This is a genomic window from Nocardia sp. NPDC058058 (genome assembly GCF_042885355.1).
In the GTDB taxonomy this organism is placed as follows: domain Bacteria; phylum Actinomycetota; class Actinomycetes; order Mycobacteriales; family Mycobacteriaceae; genus Nocardia.
In genome coordinates this window covers 1,339,617-1,364,432 of the sequence record NZ_JBHVSA010000003.1, presented here as the reverse complement: position 1 = coordinate 1,364,432, position 24,816 = coordinate 1,339,617, and the positions used below count along the sequence as shown (strand labels likewise).

The window sequence follows — 24,816 nt, the reverse complement described above, 5'->3', positions numbered from 1 at the left end:
CTTAGGGCACGGAATTTCCCCATGGGAAACAGGCTGCGGAAATCCGGGCGCATTCGCCGAAATCGCTGTGTCACAGGGCCGTTCCCTCTTGCGCGACCCCGCGCGCAGCGTTACCTTGTGCGTAACAGTGTTTCCTCTATCGAAACGGAGATGCAGGGTGGATACGACGTATCTCCGTGCTGTCATGGCACAGTGGGCCAGCGGCGTCGTGGTGGTCACCACCACGCGCGACGGCGGCGGCCGGCACGGCATGACCGCCAGCTCCTTCACCAGTGTGGCCCTGGATCCACCGCTCGTCTCGGTATGTCTGGCCACCGCGAGCAGCACCTGCCGATTCGTCCGGCACAGCGGCGTTTTCGCGGTCAATGTGCTCGGCCACGATCACGAGGACATCGGCCGCCGCTTCGCCACCTCCACCGCCGGTGACGACCGGTTCACCGCCGGACGCTGGGATACCGCGACCACCGGCGCGGCCGTGCTCACCGATGCGGTGGCCTGGGTGGACTGCGTGGTTGCGGCCTGCCACCCGGCGGGCGATCACACCATCGTCCTGGGCCTGGTGCAGGACGCGGCGACCCCCAGACCCGCACCGCCACTGATCTATCACGATCGCACCTACTACGAGGGGATAGCTCGATGATCGGCGAACGACTCGTCGAAGATATGACCGCCGCCGAACGCGCACGCGCGCAACGGGTGGACGATGTGCTGCCCGCACTGCGCGCCGCCGCCGAGGAGGCCGACCGCACCGCCGCCTTCCCCGCCACCCATGTCGCGCTGCTGCGCGATGCGGGACTGCTGGGCCTGGTGGTGCCGGAGAAATTCGGCGGACTCGGCGGCACCCTGCGCGATCTGGCCGCGGCCACCTACGCCATGGGTACCGCCTGCCCGTCCACCGCGCTGGCCTACTTCTTCCACAACACCAGCGCCTCGCGCGGGCTGCTCCCGCTCGAGGCGATCGACGCCGGATTGTTCGCCGACACCGAGATTCCGGTGGTGCGCGCGTTCGCCGAGAAGGTCCTGACCCGGATGGCCGAGGGGGTGTGGCTGGCCAATTTCGCCTCGGAATCAGTCAAGACCGCCAAGGCCAATATCACCATCGCCACCACCGCGCGCAAGGTCGAGGGCGGCTGGATCCTGCGGGGGGAGAAGTCCTTCGGCTGCGCCACCGGCGTCGCCGACTTCTATCTGACCTCGGCCAAACTCGAGGGCTACGACACCGCGCAGGGGCTGGCGACCTTCTTCGTCCCGCGCGAAGCACCGGGGGTGAGCGTGCGCGCGCCGTGGGACGGGCTCGGGATGCGGGCCACGGCCAATAACGGCATTCGCCTGGACGATGTCTTCATCGCCGAGGACGAAGCCCTGGCCATTCCCGGCGCGTTTCCCAAGATGCTCACCATGAGCCGGGGCAGTTTCGTGGGCAATCAGCTCGCCATCGCGGCGGTTTACACCGGGTGCGCGCAGCAGGTCTACGACGAGACCCTGGCCGCGACGACCCGAAAGACCTTCGCCGACACCGGGGAACCGATCGCGTCCTCACCGGTGCACCAGGTGCTCATCGGGGAGATGACCCGTCAGCTTCAGTCGGCCTACCTGTGGCTGCGCTATCAGCTGGGCATCGAAACCGTTGAGCCGCCGATCAAACCCAAGCAGGAGGTCTTCACGCAGTGGCGGCTCGGTAAGGGTGCGGTCACCGAGGCGTGCTTCGCGGTGGCGCTGGGTGCGCTCAAAGCCGGCGGCACCTCGGCGGCGTCGATGAGCGGGGTGACGGGCCGGGCGTTGCGCGATCTCGCCATGGGTCTGGTCATGACCTTTCCCGCCGAGCGCGGCATGCTCGAGGTGGCGCGCATCGTCACCGATGCCACCGCGAACGAACTGTTCACCACCGCACCGGCCGAGGCCGCGCGGTGACCGGGGAGCTGCCCGCGATCGTCGAGTTCATCGATGGCGAGTGGGCCGTCCCCGGTGTGGATCTCGGTGTGGCGCTGGAGGATCCGGCCACCGGGGAGCAGGTGGCCCGGGCGTTGGCCAGTACACCCGAGCGGGTCGATCGCGCCCTCGCGGTCGCGGACGGCGCGACCGGGGTGATCACCCCGGAGATGCTCGACGCCATCGCGGACGAGCTGGAACCGCGATTGGCATACATAGCCGAATTGGATTCGCGTGCGACGGGTGTCCCGATACGGCAGACCGCGTTGTTCGGTGTCATCGTCGCCGGGGCGTTCCGGCTCGCCGCCGCGCAGGTGCGAGCGGGAATACTGCGTGAGGACCGCGAGGGCGTACAGGTGCACCGGCTCCCGCTCGGGCCCGCGCTATGCCTGGTGCCGTGGAATGCCCCGGCCCCCATGGCCGCCCACAAGGTGGCGAATGCGCTCGCGGCGGGCTGTCCGGTGCTTCTGAAGGTCAGCGAGCTGGCCCCGTACAGCGCGATTCCGCTGGCGGAGGCGATCGCCGCGCATGTTCCGGCGGGGATGTTCCAGCTGGTGCAGGGTGGGCCCGAGACCGGGGCGCGATTGGTCGCCGATCCGCGGATCCGGGCGGTGTCCTTCACCGGCGGATTGGCAGGTGGGCGTTCGGTCGCGACCGCCTCGGCACCGCTATTGCGGCCGTGCCAACTGGAATTGGGCGGCAACAATCCGCTCATCGTGCTGCCCGATGCCGATACCGACGGTGCGGCGCGCATCGCCGCCGAATTGCTCACCACGCTCAACGGCCAGTGGTGCCGGGCGCTCGGGCGGTTGATCCTGCCCGCCGACCGAGCCGGTGAACTCCTCGAAGCCATCGGAAAACGGCTCGGGGACTTGCGATTCGGACCGCCGCTGGATCCCGCGACCGAGTTCGGTCCGCTGGTGCACTCGCGGCACCTGGGTGCGGTGCGAGATGCGTTGTCCGGGCGTGAGTTCCGAACCTATGGCACACCGCCACGCGAGGGAAACTATCTGCCGCCCACACTGCTGGACGGCGATCTCACCGAGGAGATCTTCGGACCGGTCGCGGGAACGGTCACCTACGAATCGGTGGACGAGGCGGTGCACCTGGCCAATGCGCTGCCCTACGGCCTCGAGGGCTACGTCTGCGGCGCGGACGAGCAAGCGGCTCTGGCCGTGGCGCAACGGATTCGAGCCGGGGAGGTCAAGGTCAACGGTTCCTCGGTGATGAGCCTGCACCTGATGACACCGCGCCCGGCGTGGGGCTGGTCCGGACTCGGCGAGGAGGGCACCGGCGAGACGCTGCGCTTCTTCACCGGTGCCCGGGTGGTGGGCGTGGAGGGCCGCTTCGCCCTGCACACCTCATGAGCACCGTGGTCGTGGTCGGCGCGGGGCCGGTGGGCCTCACCGCCGCGCTGACCCTGGCCCGGCGCGGCATCGAGGTGACGGTGCTCGAGCGCGGCGCGGAACTCGCCACCGAATCACGCGCCTCGACCTTCCATCCGCCGACCTTGGAGATGCTCGAAACCCTCGGTGTACTGAAACCACTTCTCGTCCAAGGGATCATCGCTTCGACCTTCCAGTATCGAGAACGCGGCGGCGGGGAGATCGCCACGCTCGATCTCGGCGTACTCGCGCACGACACTCGCTATCCCTTTCGGGTGCAGTGCGAACAGAGCAGGCTGACCCCGATCCTGTTGGACGCCTTACCCGCTCACGCGCGGGTGCGTTTCGATCATGAGGTGCACGGCCTGCACGCCGGGCCGGACGGGGTCATCCTGCACACCTCGCGCGGACCGGTGCGCGCGGATTGGGTGATCGGCGCGGACGGCGCGCATTCGATCGTGCGCAATGGCGTGCACGCCGGATTCGACGGCAGCACCTATCCCGAACGCTTCCTGGTCGCCTCGGTCGATGAGGATCTCGCGGCGGCGCTGCCCGGGATCGCACCGATCAATTACGTCTTCGATCCGCACGAATGGCTGGTGCTTTTGCGCACCCCGCAACACTGGCGGGTACTGCTGCCCACGCCCGCCGATACCGCCGACCACCTCGAAATGGACCGGCTCCCGGCACGTTTGACCGCGGTCGCGGATCTGGGCAGGCCGTGGCGGGTGCTGCACGGTTCGCTGTACCGCGTGCATCAGCGCGTCACCGAATCCTTCCGGATCGGCCGGGTGCTGCTGGCGGGTGATGCCGCGCACGTCAATAATCCGCTGGGCGGGATGGGGATGAACAGCGGTATCCACGATGCCGTACGGCTCGGCGAAGCACTGGCCGAGGTGCTCGGCGGTGGTTCGGAGAGCGGACTCGACGATGCCGCCACGCTGCGGCGCACCGTGGCCGTCGACCATGTGCAGCGCACCAGCCATGACAACTGGCAGCGACTACGAAGTGACGACGCGGGTTATCGCGACCAATTGCGCGCGCTGGCAGCGGATCCGGAGGCCGCGCGGGCGTATCTGCGCCGCGCCTGCCTGCTCGATTCGCTGGCGACCCCACGGTGAACTACCGGTCACCGCGCGATACGACGCCGGGTCCAGATCCGGCGATCAAGCCGATCAGGAGATGACCATGAAGATCGATCGGGAGAATCCGGCCCATCCCACCGAGATTGTCGGATCGGTGCCGGTAACCGCGCCCGAGGCGGTGGAAGCCGTGGTGCGGCAGTCACACCGGGAGTTCCTGGACTGGTCGGCGCGACCGCTCGGGCAGCGGCTGACCGCACTCGGTACGGCGGCCGAAGCGCTCGATGCCCGCACACCGGACCTGGCCGAACTGCTCGCCCGCGAGAGCGGTAAGCCCATCGCCGATTGCCGCGGTGAGATCGGTTTCGCCGCAACGTATCTGCGCTGGGTACGCGATAACGCCGCCGCCGTGCTCACCGCCTCGGCGATCGATGACGCGCAGGGGCGGCTGGTGCGCTCCGCCGCGCCGTTCGGGGTGGTCGCGGCGATCACGCCGTGGAACGCGCCGATCATCCTGTCGGTGCTCAAGCTCGCTCCGGCGCTGGCTGCCGGAAATACCGTGGTGCTCAAACCTTCTCCGCTCGCGCCGCTGGCCGTCACCGAGGTGGCGGGGCTGCTGCCCGGTGTCCGGGTCATCCACGGCGGACCGGAGACGGTTCGAGCGCTCATCGCCGATCCGCTGATTCGCAAGGTGGCCTTCACCGGCGGCGCGGAAGCCGGGCGCAGTATCGCGGCGGCCGCGGGGCAGGCCCTCACGCCGGTGCTGCTCGAACTCGGCGGCAATGATCCGGCGATATTCCTCGACGACTTCACCCTCTCCCCCGCCGATTACGAACGCCTGGTACTCGCATCGTTCGCTACGTCGGGGCAGGTGTGCATGGCCGCCAAACGGCTGTATGTGCCCGCGCGGCGCTTGGACGAGTTCCTGGAATCGTATCTGGATGCGGCACACCGGATTCTGATCGTCGGTGACCCCGTGAACGAGCGCACGAGCATGGGGCCGGTGGTGAGCCGCGCCGCCGCCCATCGCATGACCGACCTGCTGGCGGACGCCTGGAGTCGCGGCGGCTGGCTGGTGCCGCTCGCCGAAATCCCCTCCGACACAGACGGTTACTACGTCGCACCCGCCCTGGCACTGGATCTGCCCGACGACGCCTGGCTGGTCCGGCGCGAGCAGTTCGGACCGGCGGTGCCGGTACTGACGTACACCGATGAGCGCGACGTGCTGGCCCGGGCCAACGATTGCGAACTCGGGCTCGGAGCCTCGGTGTGGTCGGCCGATGAGGATCGCGCCTTCGCCTTCGCCGCGCGCATCGAAGCCGGATTCACCTTCGTGAACACCCACAACCGCACCGGAATGTCGCTGCGGGCACCCTTCGGCGGTACCAAACAGAGCGGGTTCGGGCGCGAATACGCCGATGAGGGTCTGCGCGAATACGTGCAGACGACCGTACGCCACGCCCCGTCCGCGTTCCGGGCCGGTGGTTCCGGCCTGTCCGCACGCGCCTATCCGCAGCTCTGACCCGGCCGACATCCTCTCCTACCCGAAACGCTGACCGCCAGAAGGATCGTCGCGGTCCGCGTACTGAACTCCGTTGGCCCGCAGCATGATTTCCCGGGCACAGCGAAGCGCCGACGGCACCGGGACAGACTCCCATACCGTCGGCGCAGCACAGACGCTCAGCGCGAGGTGCCGCCTCTCCGTCGCGCGACGACGAAGCCCACCGCTGCCAGCACCACGACAACACCTGCGGCGATGCCGATCACCACGCCGGTATTGCCGCCGTCATCGTCCGAGTCCTTGGACGCGGCGGTGGTGGTAGCGGTGGGAGCCTGGGTCCGCTCGGCGCCGAAGGTGAGGGGCACCGACGCCAGGATATGGGTGGGGTCGGTCAGGCTCGTCACCGCGACGGTGCAGGCTCCGGACGTTGCGGCGCAATCGGTTCCGCCGATCGCGGCGAGCAGTGTGATCGACCGATTGCCGCCGTTGGGCTGCCACTCCCCCTGTGCGTCCGCGCGGCCCATCAGCGATCCGCCCAGGTTGCAATCGGCCGGACTGACCACCGCCGGCTTGCACTGTCCCACCGCCACGGTGGGCAGATTGGGCGGCAGCCCCACCAGCGACACCGTAATCACCTGTCCCGCGGCGAGACCCGAACTCGCGCTGAGTGTCAGGGCGGGATCGGCGGTGGCCGCCGGACTGCCCGCGAACAGCAGCACCGCGGCCGATGCCACCGCACCCAGCGCGCTGCGGGCTCGAATGGTTTTCATGGTTCCTCCAGGGGTTTTCAGAGCCGTCGCCGGTCGGCGAGGGCCAGGACGGCGACGATGAGCAATAGCGCGGCGGTCGCACCCCAGAGCAGCGTCGACGGACCATTGGTGCCGGACTCGGTGCGCACGGACGCGGCACTCGGGGCCGAGGTGGGGGCCGAGGTGGGGGCCGGGGGCGGTGACCCGGCGAAACCTATTGCGACTTCGGCGGAATTCGCGTCGATCACGGTTTGCGGTTCGGTGCCGGGCAGCGGTGCGGCGGCGATGACGCATTGCCTGCGGGTGCAGTCGATATCGCGGAAACGCGGGCGCGCGGTGAGGGTGACGGTGGGAAATGTGCCGTCGCCGGAGATATTGACGAAGGTCGCGCCGCCCTCGAGATCACAGTCCTTCAACCCGTTGGTGAAGCCCTGTTTGCACAGCCCGACCGCGACGGCGGCGAGTCCGGCGCGAAATCCGCTGCCGTTCACTGTTATTCGCTGACCCTCGGTCAGATCACCGACAGCGCTCACCTGGATGGCGGCCCCGGATTCGGGCGCGGCCCGGCCCGGGGCGGTCCACATCGGCAGGGCCGCCGCGACTATGACCAGACAGCGGGCGATGGTGCGAATCACGGGGCTTCTCCTTCTAGAACCTGGGCGATCAGCGGCGACCGGGACACCCGGACCGGGGCGCGTGGCACGCACAGCGGCGCGAGCGCCAGCGCGGGAATCGCCAGCACGGTCAATCCGGAACCGGTACCGAGGATTTCGCCCAGTGCGGTGACCGTGGCGAGACCCCCCGCCCCGGCGATGACCACCGTCAATGCGGTGAGCGCGGCCATGCGATGCGAGCGTGCGGCCTCGGCCCGAACGGCGAGGTCGAGCCCCCGCGCGGCGCGAGCGGCGGCGGCCAGCGCCACGCCGAGCCCAATGGTCAGGGTCACCCGTCCGGGTGCGGTCGCCACCAGCACCGGTCCCCCGGCGGCCAGAATCAGCAGCGGGACAACGGCACCGATTCGCGGGCCGGGCAGCATCAGCGCGGCAATCGCCGGAACCGAGGCGAGCAAGAGCAGATTCGTCTGTTCGGCCCCGAGCGCGTTCCAGCGGAACAGCAGAACATGCAGCGCGGGCAATACGGTGCCGCCGACGATCCAGCCCGCGACGGCGTATCCGAGCAGGTATCGGCGCGATATCGACCCTCGCGCCACGATGAGTGAACCGGGCGGCGTCACACCGTGTTTCGCGAGCACGATGCCCAGACCGAGCACAGTGAGAGCCGCACCGGCACCGGCGAGTCCGAGCCCCGGCCGTTCGTAACACAGCGACGCCATGCCCGCGGTCACGGTCACCCCGGCGACCATTGCGATCTGCCATCGGGTCAGCGCACCGGGCGAGTCGAATGCCAGCGCCCGACCGGTCACCACCAACGGCCCCGCCGCCGCGCCGGCGACCAGCACGGCCACGACGAACTGCCAAGGCGCCGAAACCCATCCGGCCACCGCGAATCCCGCGCCCGCGACCAGCGCGCACGCACCGGCCACCGGACTCGGCACCTGCCGCCGGACCGCGAACAGCGCCGTCACGCCGCCGACCGTGAGCACGGTGAGCGCGATATAGCCCACCACCGCGCCCGGTATGCCGAGCACACCGCCCAGTGGTTTCGACAGCAATACCAGCTGCCCGCCCGCGATCGGACCGGCCAGCACACCGCTCGCCGACAGCGCCGCAACAGTTTTCGAGGATGAACCGCAGGTCGCCATGCCTACCCTCCCGCGTCCGTTTCTCTCAGGGAAACGCAGTTTCGGAATTGCCATATTGAACCCGCGGTGGGACCGGGTGTCAAGGCGGGCAACTCCGTAACCCGGAGGGAAACAAGACGATTCGGTTGCGCCGAATTACCGGGTCGTGAAATCCGGAACCAGCCCTGGACAGATCACCGGGGCCGGTACAGAATCAGCATGATTGGAAACAGTGTTTCGATGTCCGAAACACAGCGCCGAGTAGAAGGGTGCGACGCATGACACGAGTCGCGGCCGCACAGCTCGCCGCCGGGACCGACGTCGCCGCGAATCTCGACGCCTGCCTGCGCATGATCGACGCCGCCGCCGAGGCGAGCGCCGAACTCGTGGTCCTGCCGGAGTTCTGTAACCACCTATCCTGGTACGACGATCGGGCTCATGCGCGCCGAATGGCCTGCACGCCCGGGGATTGGTTTCTCACCGCCGTCGCCGAGCGGGCCGCCGCGCACGGGATCCACGTGAAAATCGGCGTCACGCTGGCCCGCGGCGACGGCCGCACCACCGCCACCAGCCTGCTCTTCGGTCCCGGCGGGGAGCTGCTCGGCGAGTCCGATAAGCAGATCCTGATGGGCGCGGAGAACGACCACCTCGATCGCGGACTCGACGACTCACCCGTCATCGATACACCGCTGGGCCGAATCGGGATGTACGCCTGCATGGAGGGCGTGATCAACGAGGTCACCCGGTCCCTCACCCTGCGCGGTGCGCAACTGCTGCTCAACAGCCTCAATTCGTTCGCCACAGACGAAGCGAGCCTGCACATTCCGGTGCGGGCCGCGGAGAACCGGGTGTGGGTGGTGGCGGCCAACAAGGTCGGGCCGCTGCTCCCGGAGGCACAGCTCCCGGCCATCGCCGCACGATTGGGCGTGCCGCCGAATCGCCTGCACGGGGCGGGCGAGAGTCAGATCGTCGCACCGGACGGCACCTGCGTCGCGATGGCTCCGGCGGCGGGCGAGGCGATCGTCATCGCCGATATCGATATCGCACGCGCCGATGACAAATCACGCCCCGACGGCACCGATGTCATCGCCGCACGCCGTCCCGAACTCTACGAACCCCTCAATGCCGAACCGCGCGAACGACAAGCCGGAGCCGGTGCGCCGAACATCTCCACCGCCATTGCCGCGGCCTCGATCCCGGGGATTCGTGAATTGGCTTCCGCGGGCACAGATCTGATCGTGCTACCGGAATTGGCGGATGTCCCGATTGCCGAAGTGATGCTCGCGCTCGCGGGCACCGACACCCATGTCGTCACCACCGTGCGCGACGGCGCGGCCCATGACGGTCTACTGCTGAATGCCTCGGGCATTGTCGGACGTCAGCGGCAATTGCATCGCACCGGCCGCTACCCGTGGCTGACGACGCTCGGCGATGAGCTCGGCATCTTCGAATTGCCCTGGGGCCGTATGGCCCTGGTGATCGGCGACGACTCGATCTTCCCGGAGACGTTCCGGCTGGCGGTGGTCGCGGACGCCGATGTCGTTGCCGTGCCGTTCACTCCGGCCGAATCCTGGGAACTGCGCCTGGGCCTGCCCGAACGAGCCGCGGAGAACCGGCTCAATATCGTGGCCGCCGGGTCCGCACCGCAGGGCCTCACCGGCGAAATCTGCGCACTGAGCCCGGATTTCACGCTCTGGACCGCCTGGAGCGGCCCGTTCACCGGCGTCATCAGCCATCCCGAGGTGACCGCGGCCGAGCCCGGCGCACTCATGGTTCGCGCCACCATTCGACCCGCTCAAGCCATGAATCGCACCGTCTCCCGGGGCACCGACCTGGTCGCGGGCCGTCCGTCCCGGCCGCTGGACACCCGCACCGCCCGCACGCACTGACGAAAGCAGCCATATGAGAACACCATCGGAGCAACCATGAGTGAAACCCTGCGACACGTAGAGCAAATGGTCGATGAGACGCCCCGGGTCGATGTGACCGAAACCTTCCGGGAGTGGCGCGAACTCACCACGAGTCTGGAATCCCGTCTGGCCGAACGATTCACCCTGACCCGCGATCCCTCCACCGAATCGCTGGAATCCTACGGCGACGCGGAGACCGGTCCGGCGGGCAGTCTCGCGGCCTACTCCGGTCCCGAGATCGACTGGCTGGTGCATTCGTGGATCGGTGATCCGCGAACGGGTTTCGTCAACCTGCACCTCACGGCATGGCTCGGACCGCAGGTGCGCGTACCGCACCTGGGCGCCGCGCTGCTGCTGTGGCCGGAGGGCTGGTTCTACGTCGATGCCATTCCCCGCGGCGATCTGGTCGGCGACGGTGCGTATTTCGACCGCTACTACGCGGACGCGGACGCACCCTGGCTGGCGTTCAAGCAAGAGCATCCGGATTTCACCTGGTTCACCAGCCGGACCGGGTTCATTCGCGCCAGCCTCTCCCCCACCGCCTACTGCTATTCCTTCCCGGCGACCCGGCCCAACCTCGATTTGGTGCGCGACATGCTGTCCGCGCGGGTCGACCAGTGGCTGGGCTGGGTGGACGAGGCCGAACCCGTGCCCGCCGACGAACGCGCGGCACTGGCGGAACGGGACCTGACCGTGCGGCGCAATATCGCCGAGCGCGATCCGGCCAATGTGATGGGCGAGCGCATGTTCGGCCCGGACCTGACCCGGCGGCTGGTCCGCGCGCTCTGGGGCGGCGACCGTGAACTACCCAGGCCGACCGCATGATTCGTTCACTCTGGTGGTCGGTGCGCACCGATGGCAAAGCACCGTTCGACACCGCGCATCTCAAGATCTACTACCCGGCCGTCGCCGCGGGCGATGACGCCGAACGGCTCACCGGCGTCTTCGGACCCGATCCGGCCGCCGCTCCCTACCCGGTGGTGGTGTTCCTGTCCGGGGTCAATGTCGGTCAGGACTCCTATCGGCGCTTCGCCACCGCCGTCGCCGAGACCGGATTCGTGGTGGTCACCATGGACCGGGTCGCCGAATTGTTCGGCGGTCAGCAGGGATTGACGCCCGGCGTGGACCTGGACGCCGCCCGGCCCGACGCCTACGGCACCCGCCCCACCTGTCCGGCCATCGGCGAGATTCTGGGCGCGCTCACCGAACTGAACGAGCAGCCCCCGCTGCGCGGAGCGCTCGACCTGGGCCGGATCGCACTCGGCGGGCACTCCGCCGGGGGCACCGTGGTCTTGCAGTCCGCGCGCTATTTCCCTGCCGTGGCGGCGGTTTTCGCCTGGGGCGCGCACACGATGGTGGCGACCATGCTGGGCTGGGATCCGGGCACGGTGCTGCCCGCGCAGGTGGAGTGCCCGGTCCTGCTCGGCGTGGGCACCAATGACGGCGTCATCCAGGGCAGCGCCGACCGCTACGGCCAGGACGGCGCGGATCGACCGGATCCGGTGCGCCGCACCTTCACCGAGGCCCTGCCGCCGGGTGATCACCTGCTGGCGGTCATACCGGGGGCCAATCATTTCGGCATCGCCGATGCCGATCCCACCGCGGCGCGCGCCTTTCTGGACGGCCCGGCCGAGACCGACGCACTCGGCCCGTTCGCCGCGCTCACCTCGGCGTTCCTGCGAACGCATCTGCGCGGTGACGCGGCGGCCGCGCACGAGCTGGCCGACTGCGGCGACGGCGTGCACCTGACGCGGCGATAGGAGCGAGACAATGCTGAAGAACTTCTGGTACGCACTGGAATTCGCGGACAGGGTGAGCAGGACACCCCGCAAGGTGACCTGCCTGGGTCAGGATTTCGTGCTGTATCGCACCGAATCCGGTGCGGCGGTGTGCCTTTCGGATCTGTGCGTCCATCGCGGCGGCGCGCTGTCGATGGGCACCGTGACCGGGGACTGCATCGCGTGTCCCTATCACGGCTGGCAGTACGACGCCGACGGGGTGTGCGTGAAGATCCCCGCCAACGCCGAGGAACGCAAGATTCCGCGCAAGGCCCGGGTGGACGCCTATCCCACCACCGAACGGTACGGGATGGTCTGGGCCTTCCTGGGCGATCTGCCCGAGGCCGAACGACCGCCCATTCCGGTCATACCCGAGCACGACGATCCCTCGTTCCGCATGGTCCAGTTCGAGATGGAGATCGAGGCCAACTACGAACGCGCCTTCGAGAACGTCGTGGACGCCGCGCACACCCCGTTCGTGCACGGCACCTCCTTCGGCAACCCGGATAAGCCCGAGATCCCGGATTTCCGTATCCAGCAGACGGATTGGTCGGCCGAGGCCGATATCCAACTGAGCCCGCCGCTGCCCAAGGGGCTGTGGGGGCTGCTGGCGCGGCGGCGCGAGCGCGCGGAGTACGTCACCGTCACCAATGCCTGGTATCTGCCCAATATCGTGAAACTGCACGTGCGGCTGCCGATCGGGGATCTGCTGCTGTACGACTTCAATATCCCGCTCTCGCAGGACCGTACGCTCATCAAGATTCTGGGCTATCGCAACTTCTTCACCGGCGGGTGGGCCGATGCCAACGCGCGCAAGCGAATCGAGAAGATCCTGTTGCAGGATCGGCCCGTGGTCGAGTCGCAACGCCCCGAACTACTGCCGTTCGATCTGTCCGATGAACTGCATGTGCGTAGCGACAGTTTGCAGGTCGCGTATCGGCGACGCCGCCTGGAACTGATCAAACAGGGCTGGTGGGTCGGTGGCGACGACATCATCACCGGCGACTCCCCGCGCCGCACCGCGACGGTGATCGCCTCGCCCGCCCGCCGCGACAATCCCGAACTGGCCAGTGCCTGGGTGCACAAGGCCCGCACCGGAGGTAATCCGCAATGAGTCTGCCCGCCGCGCTCAATGAGCGCACCCTGGACACCCTGGTCTCCTCGTTCGATCTGCGCGAGAGCGAGGATCTGGCATTGACCAGCCCCATATCGCCGGAACCGGTCGGACGGCTGCGCGTGCTGCGCGGCGGCCCCATCGACAAGGTGGTGACGGTCGATCTGGTGGTGTCGCAGCTGGGACTGGACAGCCATATGATCTTCGCGTTCACCGAAAGCGACAGCGCCGTACCGCATTTCACGCTCGATGCGGTGCACGGCGGTGAATACTTCGCCATGCACCTGGATTTGATCCCGCGCGTGGACCTGGCGGTCAACCTCGAATACCTCGACGAGGTCTTCGCACCGCTGAGTCCGCTGCTGGATCAGGCCTGGGAACTCGAGGGGATTTCCCAGGCCGCCATCGGCCCCCGGCAGCGCGCCATGATGTCGCCGTGGATGGTGGTGTGCCGTGCTTCCGAGGACGCCTTCCGCGCACTGGACGGCACCGTGGAGCGCTACCTGGATCACTGGCTCAGTCTGGTGCACAAGGGAGTTCCCGAGGTCACCGCGGATCTCGCGGCCCGCGATCTGGCCAACCGGGCGAATCTGTTCAGTCCCGATGTCGATCCCGTCTGGGCGCGGGTGACCGCCCTGCTCGGCGTGGAACAGGCCGAGCGGGTGCGCGGGGAGCTGGTCTCATGAGCGAGTCCGGCACGCTCGCACCCAGCGAATTCCAGCAGCGGATCGAAGGCGAATGGGTCGGCCGCCCTTCGCTTTTCGACGCGCAGGGGAGCTGGCGCGGCTTCGAGGACATCCGGCGCTCCTCGGTCTTCGAGAATGGGAGCACCACCTACTACATGGACGGCGGGCTCACCGGCGGCGGTGAACTGGCGGGCCGATTCGCCCTCGGCGCGCCCTTCGCGTTCGGGGTGCGCGACTCGGACCAGGATCGCCTCTACACCGGGCCCGACTTCTTCGGATCCGGCCAGCCCTACGGCGGATTCGTGGACGCGCACTATTACGGGCCGGGCTGGCAGGTATCGCTCAACACCTGGAATCACACGCTCGGCGACACCCAGGTGTATTCGTCGGTGCTGCACCAGGGTCCGGCCATGGTGGGGGTGTTCAACGGCGTCTACACCCGCGACCCGAAGCTGACCGACCAGCGCCTGGAGACGGAAACACGGTGCGGTCCAGTGGTGTTCACCATTCCGACGAAAGACAAGAGCCGCTATGCCGGTGAGCTCGAACTCTGGAGCGCGGCGCAGCGCCCCCTCGGTACCGTCGATATGGCGCTCGAGATCGAGCCGGTGAACCTGCTCGCGGCAGAACATCGGTTGCGCATCTCGGGTGGGCTGGAAGCGGATTGGCGCGCCACCGTGCGCCGGGACGGCGTGCGATCCTTCCACGAAGGCCCCGATCTGTGGGGCAATGGAAACTCCTACGGCCGAGCGAATTTCGTGCGGTGGCATACCGCGGACGGCCGCCGGGTGAGCGGACGGGAATTCATGGTCGACGCCGAACCCGGAATGGGCTCGGGCAGCACCCTGGCGGTGGTGTATCAGGTCTTCGAGCACAACACGTTGACCACCGTCATGCACGGCGTACTGGAGCGCTCATGAGTACCGTCGCGATCACCGGTGGCACCCGCGGCATCGGATTGGGCATGGCGCGGGCGCTGCTGGGCAGCGGGCATCGGGTGGCGCTGTGCGGGGTCGATCCCGAACGCGTGGACAAGGTGCGGGCGGAATTGAGCGGCGATGTGCTCGCGGTGGTCGCCGATGTCACCGATCACGAACAGCTGCAACGCTTCTGGGACGCCGCGGTCTGCGAGTTCGGCCGGGTCGATGTCTGGGTGAACAATGCCGGAATCTCCCATGAGCGAAAACCGCTGTGGCAGTTGCCGGTCGAGACCGCACGCGCGGTCGTCGATACCAATCTGCTCGGTGTGCTGCACGGTTCGGCCGTGGCCATGAACGGTATGGCCGCCGCCGGCGGCGGTCACGTCTGGAATATGGAGGGTCTCGGCAGCGACGGCCGCACCGTCCCCGGACTGACCGCGTACGGTTCGACCAAGCGCGCGGTCACCTATCTCACCAAAGCCCTCGCCGCCGAGACGCCACCGGGCGTCTCGGTCGGACTGCTCAGTCCCGGCATGGTCGTCACCGACCTGCTCACCCACGGCTACGACGATCCGGCCGAATTGGCCAAGGCGCGCAAGGTCTTCAATATCCTCGCCGATACGGTCGACACCGTCGCGCCGTGGCTGGCTCAGCAGGCGGTCACCCAGACCCGCAACGGCGCTCATGTGCGCTGGCTGACCACCTCGAAGGTGATCGGCCGCTTCGCACTGGCACCGCTGCGCCGACGTGAACTGTTCGACGCATGAGCGCGGTGGACTATCCGATCTCCCTGGCCGTCGAGGATTACGTACCCGTGCTGTGCACCGCGTTCGGCGTGCTGCTGCTGCATCGGATAGCGCCGAACGGCACCGTGGTCCGGGTGGCGGCGGGTTGCCTCGGGGTGGGCGGGATCGCCAAGGCCACCGCGAAACTCGTAGCGGCGGCGGGCGGACCGGACCTGATCTGGTTGCGCGGCATGCTGTTCCCATTCCTGACGCTCGGATTCGGCCTGCTCGCGCTCGCACTGCTGCGCGACGGGTCCGGCCGGGTGCCACGCTGGCTGGCGATTCTGGTCCCGAGCCTGACCGCCGCCTGCGCGCTCGGGGCGATCCTGGCGCGGGACACCCTGCCCATGCTGGTGAGCACCACCGTTTTCGCCACCATCGCCAGCATTCATCTGATCGGCCTGGCGCGTGCCCGCGCCGATACGATTTCGGCCGCCCTGCTCGGTATCCAGCTGCTGGTGTTCTTCCTGCTCGGCCCGCTCGCCTCGCGTCCCGATCAGACGGTGGCGTTGCAGTGGACCGAACAACTCTGCAATACCGCCGCGCAACTGGCATTCCTGGCCGCCGCCTGGCGACTGTCGGCCGCGAACGCCGCGGTGAAAGACAAGGAGATGATCCGATGACCGACGCCCTGGGCTGGAGACGCAAATTCGGCGTCATAGCCCCTTCGACGAACACCATCGTCGAGCCCGACTTCCATCGCATGACCGTGCCCGGGGTGACCTCGCATTTCGCCCGAATCCATATCCGCGACCAGAACATGAGCGATGACGCCGGAATGGATCGCCTGCTCGAGCAGATCCGCACCGAAATAGTCTCCGCCTGCGAACGAGTGCTCACCTGCGAACCCGATTACATGGTCATGGGCATGTCCGCCGAAACCTTCTGGGGCGGTATCGCGGGCAATCGCCAATTCGTCAAGCAAATCCACGACGTCACCGGGCTCGAAGTCGCCACCGGCGCGGAGGCCTGCCGGCGCGCCCTGGAACTGTTCGGCGCCAAACGAATCGGCGTCGTCACCCCGTACCAGCCGATCGGCGACGAGAACGTCATCCGCTTCTTCGGCGAACTCGGCTTCGAAGTCGCCGCGATCAAGGGATTACGCTGCCCCACAGCGGTTTCCATCGCGCACGTCACCGAGAACGAGTTGCGCACCGCGCTATTGGAAACAGATGGCGACGATATCGACGCGCTCATTCAATGCGGTACGAATCTGTCGATGGTGCGCCTGGCCGATGAGGCAGAACGCTGGCTCGGCAAACCGGTAATCGCCATCAATGCCGCCACCTGGTGGATGGCCCTGCGCGACAACGATATCCACGATCGTATCGAGGGCGCGGGCACCTTGCTCCGCGAGCACTGAGCGGCGGCGACCCGATCAGTGTGGGCGGCGGGTGATGACTTCCGTTCCCCTGACCGGAACGTCCAGTGCCGCTCGGCCGATCGCGGTATCGAGCCAGCGGCGGGCACGGGCGCTGAGCTGCCAGCTCCGCTGCGGCGGACCGTCTGCCTGTTCGACCAGGCCCGAACGGATCAGCGTGGCAAGGGATCTGCGGATCACCTTGGCGCTGAGCTGAGTTCCGGTCTCGAAACCTTGCATGGTCAACGGCGTTGTGCTGGAGTTCAGGGACGCGAGTACTCGACCCTCGTTGATGGTGGTCATCGGAGAATTCCTTGCTCGAAGCACGAGCCATCATCGCCAACCGAGTGCATGACTCGACGATAGGAACCGATGTCAACGCGTTCAACGGATGTGCGCGAACTGGCCAGGACTGCTCGCGCCGATCATCGTTTTCCGGACAGGATGTGATCCAAAGGGCCGAATCCTGGCACTCACCGGTGCGGACGGGCGGATACTGCTTGCTAATCGCGAGCTTCCACCCGAATGAGGTTCCGCAATGATCGAGCACCGAATGATCGAGGCGCGTCGCGAGGAACTCCTATCGCGGGACGCCGAAGAGGCCGTGGCCTTCGTGACCCAGATGTACTCCGATAACGCGCTGCGGTTCTGGAATGCCCCGCCGCAGTGCCGTGTCCGCACCAGCGCGATGGTCTGGGGTGAGGTCATCGCCACCGAGATCCGCAGCACGATCGGCTACAGCTGCCATATCGCGCCGCTGCGGGACCACGTCTATTTCGAGCGCTCGATACGCGGGCGGGCCCGATTACGCGGCGGCGGAGCCGACTTTCAGCAGCACCGCAATGATCTCGTGGTGTTTCCGTTCGGGGTGCCGATCATCGCGGACTGCGACAGCCACGATGTGAATCTGCTGCATATCCCGCACACCCTGCTCACCGAATTGGCCGTGCAATCGGGAATCGACCCCGCCACTTTCCGATTCACCTCGCTGGAGCCGAGAGACGCACGCGCCGAGCGCTTCTGGGGCCGATTATTCGATCTGACCCACCACGAACTCACCGCTCCCGGCTCTCCGGTGCTGACCGAACTGGTGGTGCAGAACCTCACGCGGACCCTGGCCGCCGCGGCCCTGGCGGTCTTTCCCAACACCACCATGGACCTGCACCTGCAATCGGGTCCGGGCGCGGTGCCGCCCTCGGCGGTGCAGCGCGCGGTGGACTACATCCAGGCCAATCCGGCACGCCCGATCACCGTTGCCGAGTTGGCCGCGCACGCGGGCACCGGCGTGCGAGCCTTGCAGAACGCGTTCCGGATTCAGCACGATATGACGCCGCTGGAGTATCTGCGGCTGGTCCGGTTGGATCGCGCCCGGGCGGATTTGATCGCGGCCGAGCCCAGCGATGGCTTCACGGTTGCGGTCGTGGCCGCGCGCTGGGGATTCACCAATCCCGGCCGATTCGCGCAGCTCTACAAACAGGTCTACGGCAATTCCCCCAAGCATGAGCTGCGGCGCTGAGCGAATCCCGGGCGCGGGATACGGCGACTATCCGGCATCGTCGAGCAGACGCCGGGCCTGGCGAATGACGGCGTGATCGACCATCCGGCCCGCGTCGTCGAGAACGATTCCACCGGAGGCGTTCTCGAATCGGCGCAACAGGGCGCGGGCGCGCGCGATGGCGTCCGGGCTCGGGGTGAAGACCTCGTTGGCGATCGGCAGTTGCGCGGGGTGGATACACGCTCGCCCGCGAAATCCCAACCGCCACAGCGCACGCGTGGATTCGCGGAAGGCGTCCAGGTTCCGGAAATCGATGCTCACCGGTGCGAGCGGGGGTCCGATACCGGCGGCGGCACTGGCCAGCACCACCTGGGTGCGCAGGGCGAGCAACTCACGGTCGTCGGCACCGGGGGTGATGCCCAGCTGGGCGCGCAGATCCGCTTCGCCGATCTGGAGCCGGGCGACCCGTGGGGCGGCGGCAATGTCGGGTGCGGCCAGGAGAGCGGCGGCGGTTTCGAGCAGGGCGCAGATCGCGATGGATCCGGGACGGCTCTCGAGTGTGCCCAGTAGCGCACCCGCGGTCCGGACCTGTTGCGCCGATTCGGTTTTCGCCAGACAGATGGCCGCCACGGCCGGTTGCGCCACCGCGTGTAGATCGGCCTCCCCGGCCTCGCCGGTGTTGACCCGCACCCAGATTCGCCGCCGGGTATCCACGCGGGTGCGCAGCCACGCCGCCACCTCGGTGCGCGCGGAATCCTTGTCCCGCAGCGGAACCGCGTCCTCGAGGTCGAGCAGGATCACATCCGCCGGACCGGCCGATGCCTTGTCGAAGAGCTCCGGACGGTTACCCGGTACGTACAGCGCGGATCGCATCGCCACCCCGTTCAACAATGAAACAGCGTTTCACACATGGAAACATAGCGATCAATCACGAAGGTGTCCACAGTTCAGCGCAGCGCTTGACAGCGGTCTTCCGGTGGGTGCTAATGATCTCGCACCATCGAAACGCCATTTCGCCACAGGAAACGGCACGCTCCGCGGGAGTCACCATGATTCTTCGACGCCCGGTCTCGACCACCGTCGCCACCGTCCTACTCGCGGCCGCGTTCGCCGCACCCGCCACCGCCGCCACCCAACTGCCCGGCAACGTCGATATCGGCTGTGCCGCAGACACACTGCACCAGAGCGCGGACTGGTATCTGCCCACCGGCACGCCGCGCGCGCTCGTGTGGATTCAGCACGGATTCGCCCGCAGCGATACCCAGGTCGGCGCACTGGCCCGGAGTTTCGCCGATGCGGGCTATCTGGTCTTCACGCCCAGCCTGCCGTTCATGCAGCTGTCCGGATGCACGCTGCAGAACCTCGGCGACAACTCCGGATTCCTCAACCACGTCGCCGAATTGTTCGGCACCGCAGCCGATCCCGGTGGCGCGTTGGCCGCCAGCCTGGCCGCGGCGGCGAGCCGGGCGGGACAGCCCGCACCGGCACTGCCCCACGATCTGATCTTCCTCGGACATTCGGCGGGCGGTGAGGCCGTCACCTTCGTGGCCGATCGCATTCGCAGCACCTATCCGGACGCCTGGAGCGGGCTGCGCGGGGTGATTCTGCTCGATCCGGTCAAATCCTTCGTCGGGGACAATATCGCCCGTGCGCTGTCCGGACTCGATCCCACAGGGCTGCCGATCCTCACCATTTCCGCACCGCCCGCGCTGTGCAACAGCTTCGGCCTCGGCACCGCCGCCGTGCAATCCCAACTGCACCGCCCCTTCGTGGGCGTGCGCCTGCACGGCGGCGCGCACACCGATGCCGAAGGTGACAGCAGCGATCTGCTCGGCACCCTGTTCTGCGGAACCCCGACGCCGGTCAACTCCGGTGCGCTGCGCACACTGGCCCTGGGCTGGTCGGACGACTTCCTGACCGGGGCAACGGGTTCGGCCGAACCTCAGGCCCGCGATCTGGTGTCGCACGGTCTCGCCGCCGATCTGCTCGCGGGCTCCTAGCGCCGGCGGCGGTGGTCAGTGCTCGCGGAGCAGCTGTCCGGCTCCCCCGATCCGATCGTCGAATCCGTGCTCGCGCAACGCATGCCACAGCGTGGCGCTGTTGATCGCGATGACCGGCTTGCCGAGTTCGGCCTCGAGGCGGTCCGCGAGCGCGACGAAGGACAGATTGGTGCCGACCTGGACGATGGCTTCCGCTTCGGGGCTGTCGATGTCGGCGACCATCTCGCGCAGCCGATCATCGGGCACCCGAGCGATATCCATCGCGGTCGGACAGCGCAGACCCGTGATGGCGGTGACCTCGAATCCGGCCTCGGTGAAGTATCTTCCGACCTCCCTGTCCGCGATCGGCTGATACGGCGAGAACACCGCGATGCGGCGGCAACCGAGCGCACGCAGCGCCGCGCGGCACGAACTCGCACCGGTGGTGACGGGCAGGCCGGTGCGATCGCGCAACCGCTGCTCGAACGCGGCATTGCCTTGCACTCCGCCCCAGAAGGTTTCGGCGGACATCCCCATGACCATGCGATCTGGTTCGGCGGTCAGGGCGTCGCGCACGGCGGTGTCGATGGAGGCGCGGATCTGCCCGAGCAGCCCTTGAAAGTCCGCGTCGTCACCCATGACCGGATTCGGGATGTACATCGATCCGGCGCGATAGGCGATGCCCGGTACGGCGGCACGCCAATAGTCGTGCTCGACAACGGTGTTCGTACTGGGCACGATGACACCGAATACGGCACGGTGTCCTACGGCATTGGTCATGGCGAAGTCCTTGCGGCGCTGAGGGTTTCCGAGACGGTCAGGGTGCGGTGGTCTTGGCGAGCAGATCGTCCACGGCACGATGGGCGCGAGCGCGCGCGACCGGGCGATCGAGCAGCAGCACATCGACCAGCAGCGGGGAGGCGATGGACGCGGCGGCGTCCTCGGCGTAGCTCTCATCGCCGATATCCAAGGCGCGCACGGCCGCTCGAAACGGTTCGAGCAGATCCATGACGTAGCGCCGCCGCAGCTCGGCGTATCCGGAGTCACCGGACGAGGCCATCACCAGCGCGCGCAGAAACGCGGCAACGGGCTTGTCCCGCAGGCGATCACAGAGCAGGTCGACCTCGGCGTGCAGGTCGGCGGCCAGATCGCCGCTGGGCTCGGACGGCCGGTGCGGGGCCACCGCGATCAATGCCGCGAGCACCTCGCGGGGCGTGGGCCAGTGCCGATAGATGGTCGTGCGCGCCACACCCGTAATCGAGTGCAGCCGTTGCGGAGTCAGCGCGGTCGCGCCCTCGCTCAGTAGCAAATCCAGCGCGGCGGTCAGCACCAGCGCCTCGGTATCGGCGGCGGGTCCCGCGGGACGTCCGGGTCCGGTCATGAAATTTACGATACATCTTGTTTTGGTTATTGATAACAACTACATTTTGTATCGCAAATACCGTTGCACCCAGGAGGACCGATGCGTCCACATGTAGAACTCATCGCCGACCGCGATCTCATCGACCATCTCGCCGAGTTCGAACACGCCACCGGCAGCGCCACCCAACGCCACCTCAGCTACGACGAAGAAGACGGATCCGCCTCTCTCAAAGTGCGTTTCAGCTCCGACTGGTCGCGCCCGGCGGGCGTACACCACGCCGAGACCGAATGGTTCGTCCTGTCCGGCCAGGTGACCATCGGCGATACCGTGCTCGGCCCCGACGGATTCTGGATGGCGCCCACCGGCGTGCTCACCCCTTCGATCACCGTCACCGCGGGCACCGAGATCCTGCTGTTCCGCGAATACGGCGACTGGCACTTCGACCTCGCCGACGGCGATCGCGACTTCGTCCGGCCCGACCAGCGACTCATCGTGCTGAACTCCGCCGAGATGCCGTGGATCGATGTAAAAGACGGCAGCCCAATGCGTTTCGATCTCGGCGGCACCCCGGTCCCCGGGCTGTACATCAAACTGCTGCATCGCGATGAGCAGACCGGCTTCTACAGTCGCCTCATCAAGGCCAAACCGGGCTGGCGCGAAGCGCCGCTGGCGCACCATCCGTGCTCGGAAGAGGCGTACTGCCTCGACGGCGGCTTCGACTACAACTTCGGCAAGATGTGGCCCGGCACCTACTTCTGGCGTCCGGCCCTGATCCGGCACGGCGATTTCACCGCCGACGCCGAGCAGGGCTGTACCTGGCTGGTCCGCTCCGATTCCGATTTGGTCGACTGGTACACCGACGACGCCGCCGTGACCATGTCCGGGACGCCCACGAACTGGGGTCCCGGATATGACGGCACGCTGGGACCGCGCTTCATCGAACCGGTCCGGTCCCGCTCGATCGGCTCGTGGCCGGATCCCACCCACCAATAGACCCTCGAGTATTACTCGCAGCAGCTCGGACCGCAGCAGGGGCCGTCGGGCGCGGATTTGACGGCCTTGACGATCGCCGAGACCATGCCGTCGGCCACGGAATGGGTTGGGGTGATCTCGATGTCGGCGAATCCGGCCGCGGTCAGGTGGTCTCGGTATTCGGTGAAGGACAGCGCGCCCGCGATGCAGCCGACGTAGTCGCCGCGCTCGGCACGCTGGGCGGGGCTCAGGGCGTCCTCGGCCACCACATCGGTGATTCCGATTCGACCGCCCGGGGCCAGGACTCGCGCCATTTCGGCGAATACGGCCGGTTTGTCGGTCGAGAGGTTGATAACGCAGTTGGAGATGATCACGTCGATGCTGTTGTCCGGCAAGGGGATCGATTCCATTGTGCCGTGCAGGAACTCGACATTGGTCGCTCCGGCCTTGGTGGCGTTATCCCGGGCGAGGGCGAGCATCTCGGTGGTCATATCCAGGCCGTAAGCCTTACCGGTCGGGCCGACTCGGCGGGCCGAGAGCAGTACGTCGATACCGCCGCCGGAGCCGAGGTCCAGTACGGTCTCGCCCGCGCGCAGATCGGCGACGGCGGTCGGATTTCCGCAGCCGAGCGAGGCCGCCACCGCGGCGATCGGCAGCTGATCGCGCTCATCGGCCCGATACAGGCTCGCGCCGAAGTTCTCATCGATATCGATCACCCCGGTCGCGCAGCATTCGCTACCGCAGCAATCCTGTGCGGGCTCGCCATGACCGACCGCGAGGGCGGCCGCGGCGTAGCGCTCGCGCACGGTCTCGCGCAGTTCATCGATGGGCTTTGACATGGGACTCACGTCCTTTCGACGCACCCGGCGACCGTTGATTTTCGGCTTCCACCGGGCTGTATTGACGACTGTCGATGCAAGTGTGGCGCGTTGTATCGATATCTGTCAATATTGACGAGTGTCGAAACAAGAACTTCCACTGCTCGCCTCGGCGGACTGCTGCACGACGACGCTGTCGTCACCACTGGACCCCGAGACCGCGGTGAGCCTGGCGGGCGCGTTCAAGGCGCTCGGGGATCCGGTCCGACTGCGGCTGCTGTCGCTGATCGCCGCCGCGGGTGGCGAGGAAGTCTGCGTATGCGAGCTGAACACGGCGTTCGAGTTGTCCCAGCCGACCATCTCGCACCATCTCAAGGTGCTGCGCGAGGCGGGCCTGCTGACCTCGCAGCGGCGCGGCACCTGGGTGTACTACCGGGTCGTTCCGCAGGCGCTGCAACGCCTTTCCGGCATCCTGGCCCCCGCCGGATCCACCCTGTCCCCCGCGTGAACGAGTCGAACACGCCGCCGTTGTCGCGGCGGCTGGCGGCCGAGGCGATCGGCACCGCGGCCCTGGTCGCGATCGTCGTCGGCTCGGGGATTGCCGCACAGCGACTTTCACCGGATCAGGTCGGGTTGCAATTGCTGGAGAACTCCACCGCGACGGTCTTCGGGCTCGCGGTCTTGATCCTGCTGTTCGGGCCGGTCTCGGGTGCGCACTTCAATCCCGCTGTATCCCTTGCCGATTGGCTCGCGGGCCGCCGCACCGGCACCGGACTGACGGCAGCGCATGCGGGCGCGTACTGCCTGTCGCAGACCGGTGGCGCAATCGCCGGAGCGGTGCTGGCGAACCTCATGTTCGACGAGTCGGCCGCGCGGATCTCCACCCACGACCGGGCCGGCACCGGCCACTTCATCGGCGAAATCGTCGCCACCGCAGGTCTTATCGCGCTCATCTTCACCCTGGCCCGCACCGGCCGCACCGCGGTGGCCCCGGCGGCGGTCGCGGCCTGGATCGGCGCGGCCTACTGGTTCACCAGTTCGACCAGCTTCGCCAACCCGGCGGTGACCATCGGCCGGATCTTCACCGACACCTTCGCCGGAATCGCACCGGCCTCGGCACCGGTGTTCATCATCGCCCAGGTGCTCGGCGCACTCGCGGGGCTCGGTGCCGTCGCATACTTCTACCCCACCGCATCCGCGGCCGCCGAGGATGTCGTCATTCCACATCCCGCGACCACGGATTGAAAGG

Annotated in this window: 27 protein-coding genes; 19 read left to right on the top strand and 8 right to left on the bottom strand. The window is 67.6% G+C overall.

Annotated elements, in window-relative coordinates; genetic code table 11:
- Positions 1–157 precede the first annotated feature (157 nt).
- The 5 genes from ACFVUS_RS30180 (at position 158) to ACFVUS_RS30160 (ending at position 5,918) form a co-directional block, all read left to right on the top strand.
- Entirely contained in the window at positions 158–640 is a 483-nt protein-coding gene (locus ACFVUS_RS30180) for a flavin reductase family protein (protein WP_387773946.1), read from the top strand.
- Positions 637–1,911, top strand: coding sequence for an acyl-CoA dehydrogenase family protein (locus ACFVUS_RS30175; protein WP_387773943.1), 1,275 nt, complete (start codon positions 637–639; stop codon positions 1,909–1,911). The genes ACFVUS_RS30180 and ACFVUS_RS30175 overlap by 4 nt, the downstream gene beginning before the upstream one ends.
- The gene (locus ACFVUS_RS30170) at positions 1,908–3,296 is read left to right on the top strand and encodes an aldehyde dehydrogenase family protein (RefSeq protein WP_387773940.1); all 1,389 of its coding nucleotides are present in this window, start codon (positions 1,908–1,910) and stop codon (positions 3,294–3,296) included. The genes ACFVUS_RS30175 and ACFVUS_RS30170 overlap by 4 nt, the downstream gene beginning before the upstream one ends.
- Positions 3,293–4,435 carry an FAD-dependent oxidoreductase gene (locus ACFVUS_RS30165; RefSeq protein WP_387773937.1) on the top strand — a complete coding sequence of 381 codons (1,143 nt, stop codon included), beginning with the start codon at positions 3,293–3,295 and terminating at the stop codon, positions 4,433–4,435. Before ACFVUS_RS30170 ends, ACFVUS_RS30165 begins: the two co-directional genes overlap by 4 nt.
- Before the next feature lie 67 nt (positions 4,436–4,502).
- Entirely contained in the window at positions 4,503–5,918 is a 1,416-nt protein-coding gene (locus ACFVUS_RS30160; RefSeq protein ID WP_387773934.1) for an aldehyde dehydrogenase family protein, read from the top strand.
- Between the two features lie 158 nt (positions 5,919–6,076).
- On the opposite strand, the gene ACFVUS_RS30155 is transcribed toward ACFVUS_RS30160, so the two are convergent.
- The 3 genes from ACFVUS_RS30155 to ACFVUS_RS30145 are packed head-to-tail and all read right to left on the bottom strand — an operon-like array spanning position 6,077 to position 8,408.
- Positions 6,077–6,667 (bottom strand): neocarzinostatin apoprotein domain-containing protein, encoded by a 591-nt coding sequence (locus ACFVUS_RS30155; RefSeq protein ID WP_387773931.1) that lies wholly within the window; start codon positions 6,665–6,667, stop codon positions 6,077–6,079.
- 17 nt (positions 6,668–6,684) lie between these two features.
- Complete coding sequence (locus tag ACFVUS_RS30150; RefSeq protein WP_387773928.1) at positions 6,685–7,281, bottom strand: GPS-CTERM domain-containing protein; 597 nt, start codon at positions 7,279–7,281, stop codon at positions 6,685–6,687.
- Positions 7,278–8,408, bottom strand: a complete 1,131-nt coding sequence (locus ACFVUS_RS30145) for a hypothetical protein (protein WP_387773925.1) — start codon at positions 8,406–8,408, stop codon at positions 7,278–7,280. The genes ACFVUS_RS30150 and ACFVUS_RS30145 overlap by 4 nt, the downstream gene beginning before the upstream one ends.
- 257 nt (positions 8,409–8,665) lie before the next feature.
- On the opposite strand from ACFVUS_RS30145, the gene ACFVUS_RS30140 reads away from it, so the two are divergent.
- Genes ACFVUS_RS30140 through ACFVUS_RS30100 form a run of 9 tightly spaced genes read left to right on the top strand, consistent with a single transcriptional unit; the run spans position 8,666 to position 16,943 of the window.
- Positions 8,666–10,276 carry a nitrilase-related carbon-nitrogen hydrolase gene (locus ACFVUS_RS30140; RefSeq protein WP_387773922.1) on the top strand — a complete coding sequence of 537 codons (1,611 nt, stop codon included), beginning with the start codon at positions 8,666–8,668 and terminating at the stop codon, positions 10,274–10,276.
- 36 nt (positions 10,277–10,312) lie between these two features.
- Entirely contained in the window at positions 10,313–11,122 is an 810-nt protein-coding gene (locus ACFVUS_RS30135; RefSeq protein ID WP_387773919.1) for an oxidoreductase, read from the top strand.
- Positions 11,119–12,057 (top strand): alpha/beta hydrolase family protein, encoded by a 939-nt coding sequence (locus ACFVUS_RS30130; protein WP_387773916.1) that lies wholly within the window; start codon positions 11,119–11,121, stop codon positions 12,055–12,057. Before ACFVUS_RS30135 ends, ACFVUS_RS30130 begins: the two co-directional genes overlap by 4 nt.
- A gap of 10 nt (positions 12,058–12,067) precedes the next feature.
- Positions 12,068–13,189 (top strand): Rieske 2Fe-2S domain-containing protein, encoded by a 1,122-nt coding sequence (locus tag ACFVUS_RS30125; RefSeq protein WP_387773913.1) that lies wholly within the window; start codon positions 12,068–12,070, stop codon positions 13,187–13,189.
- Positions 13,186–13,875, top strand: coding sequence for a hypothetical protein (locus ACFVUS_RS30120; protein ID WP_387773910.1), 690 nt, complete (start codon positions 13,186–13,188; stop codon positions 13,873–13,875). The genes ACFVUS_RS30125 and ACFVUS_RS30120 overlap by 4 nt, the downstream gene beginning before the upstream one ends.
- Positions 13,872–14,795 carry a hypothetical protein gene (locus ACFVUS_RS30115; protein ID WP_387773907.1) on the top strand — a complete coding sequence of 308 codons (924 nt, stop codon included), beginning with the start codon at positions 13,872–13,874 and terminating at the stop codon, positions 14,793–14,795. The genes ACFVUS_RS30120 and ACFVUS_RS30115 overlap by 4 nt, the downstream gene beginning before the upstream one ends.
- Complete coding sequence (locus ACFVUS_RS30110; RefSeq protein ID WP_387773904.1) at positions 14,792–15,562, top strand: SDR family oxidoreductase; 771 nt, start codon at positions 14,792–14,794, stop codon at positions 15,560–15,562. Before ACFVUS_RS30115 ends, ACFVUS_RS30110 begins: the two co-directional genes overlap by 4 nt.
- Complete coding sequence (locus tag ACFVUS_RS30105) at positions 15,559–16,203, top strand: hypothetical protein (RefSeq protein ID WP_387773901.1); 645 nt, start codon at positions 15,559–15,561, stop codon at positions 16,201–16,203. Before ACFVUS_RS30110 ends, ACFVUS_RS30105 begins: the two co-directional genes overlap by 4 nt.
- Entirely contained in the window at positions 16,200–16,943 is a 744-nt protein-coding gene (locus tag ACFVUS_RS30100) for an arylmalonate decarboxylase (RefSeq protein ID WP_387773898.1), read from the top strand. The genes ACFVUS_RS30105 and ACFVUS_RS30100 overlap by 4 nt, the downstream gene beginning before the upstream one ends.
- A 15-nt stretch (positions 16,944–16,958) precedes the next feature.
- On the opposite strand, the gene ACFVUS_RS30095 is transcribed toward ACFVUS_RS30100, so the two are convergent.
- Positions 16,959–17,243: a hypothetical protein gene (locus tag ACFVUS_RS30095; protein ID WP_387773895.1), complete on the bottom strand. Its 285-nt coding sequence runs from the start codon at positions 17,241–17,243 to the stop codon at positions 16,959–16,961.
- 235 nt (positions 17,244–17,478) lie between these two features.
- Between ACFVUS_RS30095 and ACFVUS_RS30090 the strand changes: the two genes are divergently transcribed.
- Positions 17,479–18,456, top strand: a complete 978-nt coding sequence (locus tag ACFVUS_RS30090) for a helix-turn-helix transcriptional regulator (RefSeq protein WP_387773892.1) — start codon at positions 17,479–17,481, stop codon at positions 18,454–18,456.
- Between the two features lie 27 nt (positions 18,457–18,483).
- On the opposite strand, the gene ACFVUS_RS30085 is transcribed toward ACFVUS_RS30090, so the two are convergent.
- Positions 18,484–19,308, bottom strand: a complete 825-nt coding sequence (locus ACFVUS_RS30085) for an HpcH/HpaI aldolase/citrate lyase family protein (RefSeq protein WP_387774753.1) — start codon at positions 19,306–19,308, stop codon at positions 18,484–18,486.
- 176 nt (positions 19,309–19,484) lie between these two features.
- Between ACFVUS_RS30085 and ACFVUS_RS30080 the strand changes: the two genes are divergently transcribed.
- Entirely contained in the window at positions 19,485–20,435 is a 951-nt protein-coding gene (locus ACFVUS_RS30080; RefSeq protein WP_387773889.1) for an alpha/beta hydrolase, read from the top strand.
- Between the two features lie 15 nt (positions 20,436–20,450).
- Here ACFVUS_RS30080 and ACFVUS_RS30075 read toward each other — a convergent pair whose 3' ends face one another.
- On the bottom strand, positions 20,451–21,194 hold the full coding sequence (locus tag ACFVUS_RS30075) for an arylmalonate decarboxylase (protein ID WP_387773886.1): 744 nt from the start codon (positions 21,192–21,194) through the stop codon (positions 20,451–20,453).
- A 37-nt stretch (positions 21,195–21,231) separates the two neighbouring features.
- On the bottom strand, positions 21,232–21,795 hold the full coding sequence (locus ACFVUS_RS30070) for a TetR/AcrR family transcriptional regulator (RefSeq protein WP_387773883.1): 564 nt from the start codon (positions 21,793–21,795) through the stop codon (positions 21,232–21,234).
- 81 nt (positions 21,796–21,876) lie between these two features.
- Between ACFVUS_RS30070 and ACFVUS_RS30065 the strand changes: the two genes are divergently transcribed.
- On the top strand, positions 21,877–22,770 hold the full coding sequence (locus ACFVUS_RS30065; RefSeq protein WP_387773880.1) for a DUF4437 domain-containing protein: 894 nt from the start codon (positions 21,877–21,879) through the stop codon (positions 22,768–22,770).
- Positions 22,771–22,781: 11 nt separating this feature from the next.
- Here the strand turns inward: ACFVUS_RS30065 and arsM are convergent, their stop codons facing one another.
- Positions 22,782–23,588 (bottom strand): arsenite methyltransferase, encoded by an 807-nt coding sequence (gene arsM, locus ACFVUS_RS30060; RefSeq protein WP_387773877.1) that lies wholly within the window; start codon positions 23,586–23,588, stop codon positions 22,782–22,784.
- A gap of 118 nt (positions 23,589–23,706) precedes the next feature.
- Here arsM and ACFVUS_RS30055 point away from each other — a divergent pair, with 118 nt between their 5' ends.
- Positions 23,707–24,075, top strand: coding sequence for an ArsR/SmtB family transcription factor (locus ACFVUS_RS30055; protein WP_387773874.1), 369 nt, complete (start codon positions 23,707–23,709; stop codon positions 24,073–24,075).
- Positions 24,072–24,812, top strand: coding sequence for an aquaporin (locus ACFVUS_RS30050; protein WP_387773871.1), 741 nt, complete (start codon positions 24,072–24,074; stop codon positions 24,810–24,812). The genes ACFVUS_RS30055 and ACFVUS_RS30050 overlap by 4 nt, the downstream gene beginning before the upstream one ends.
- Positions 24,813–24,816: the final 4 nt, after the last annotated feature.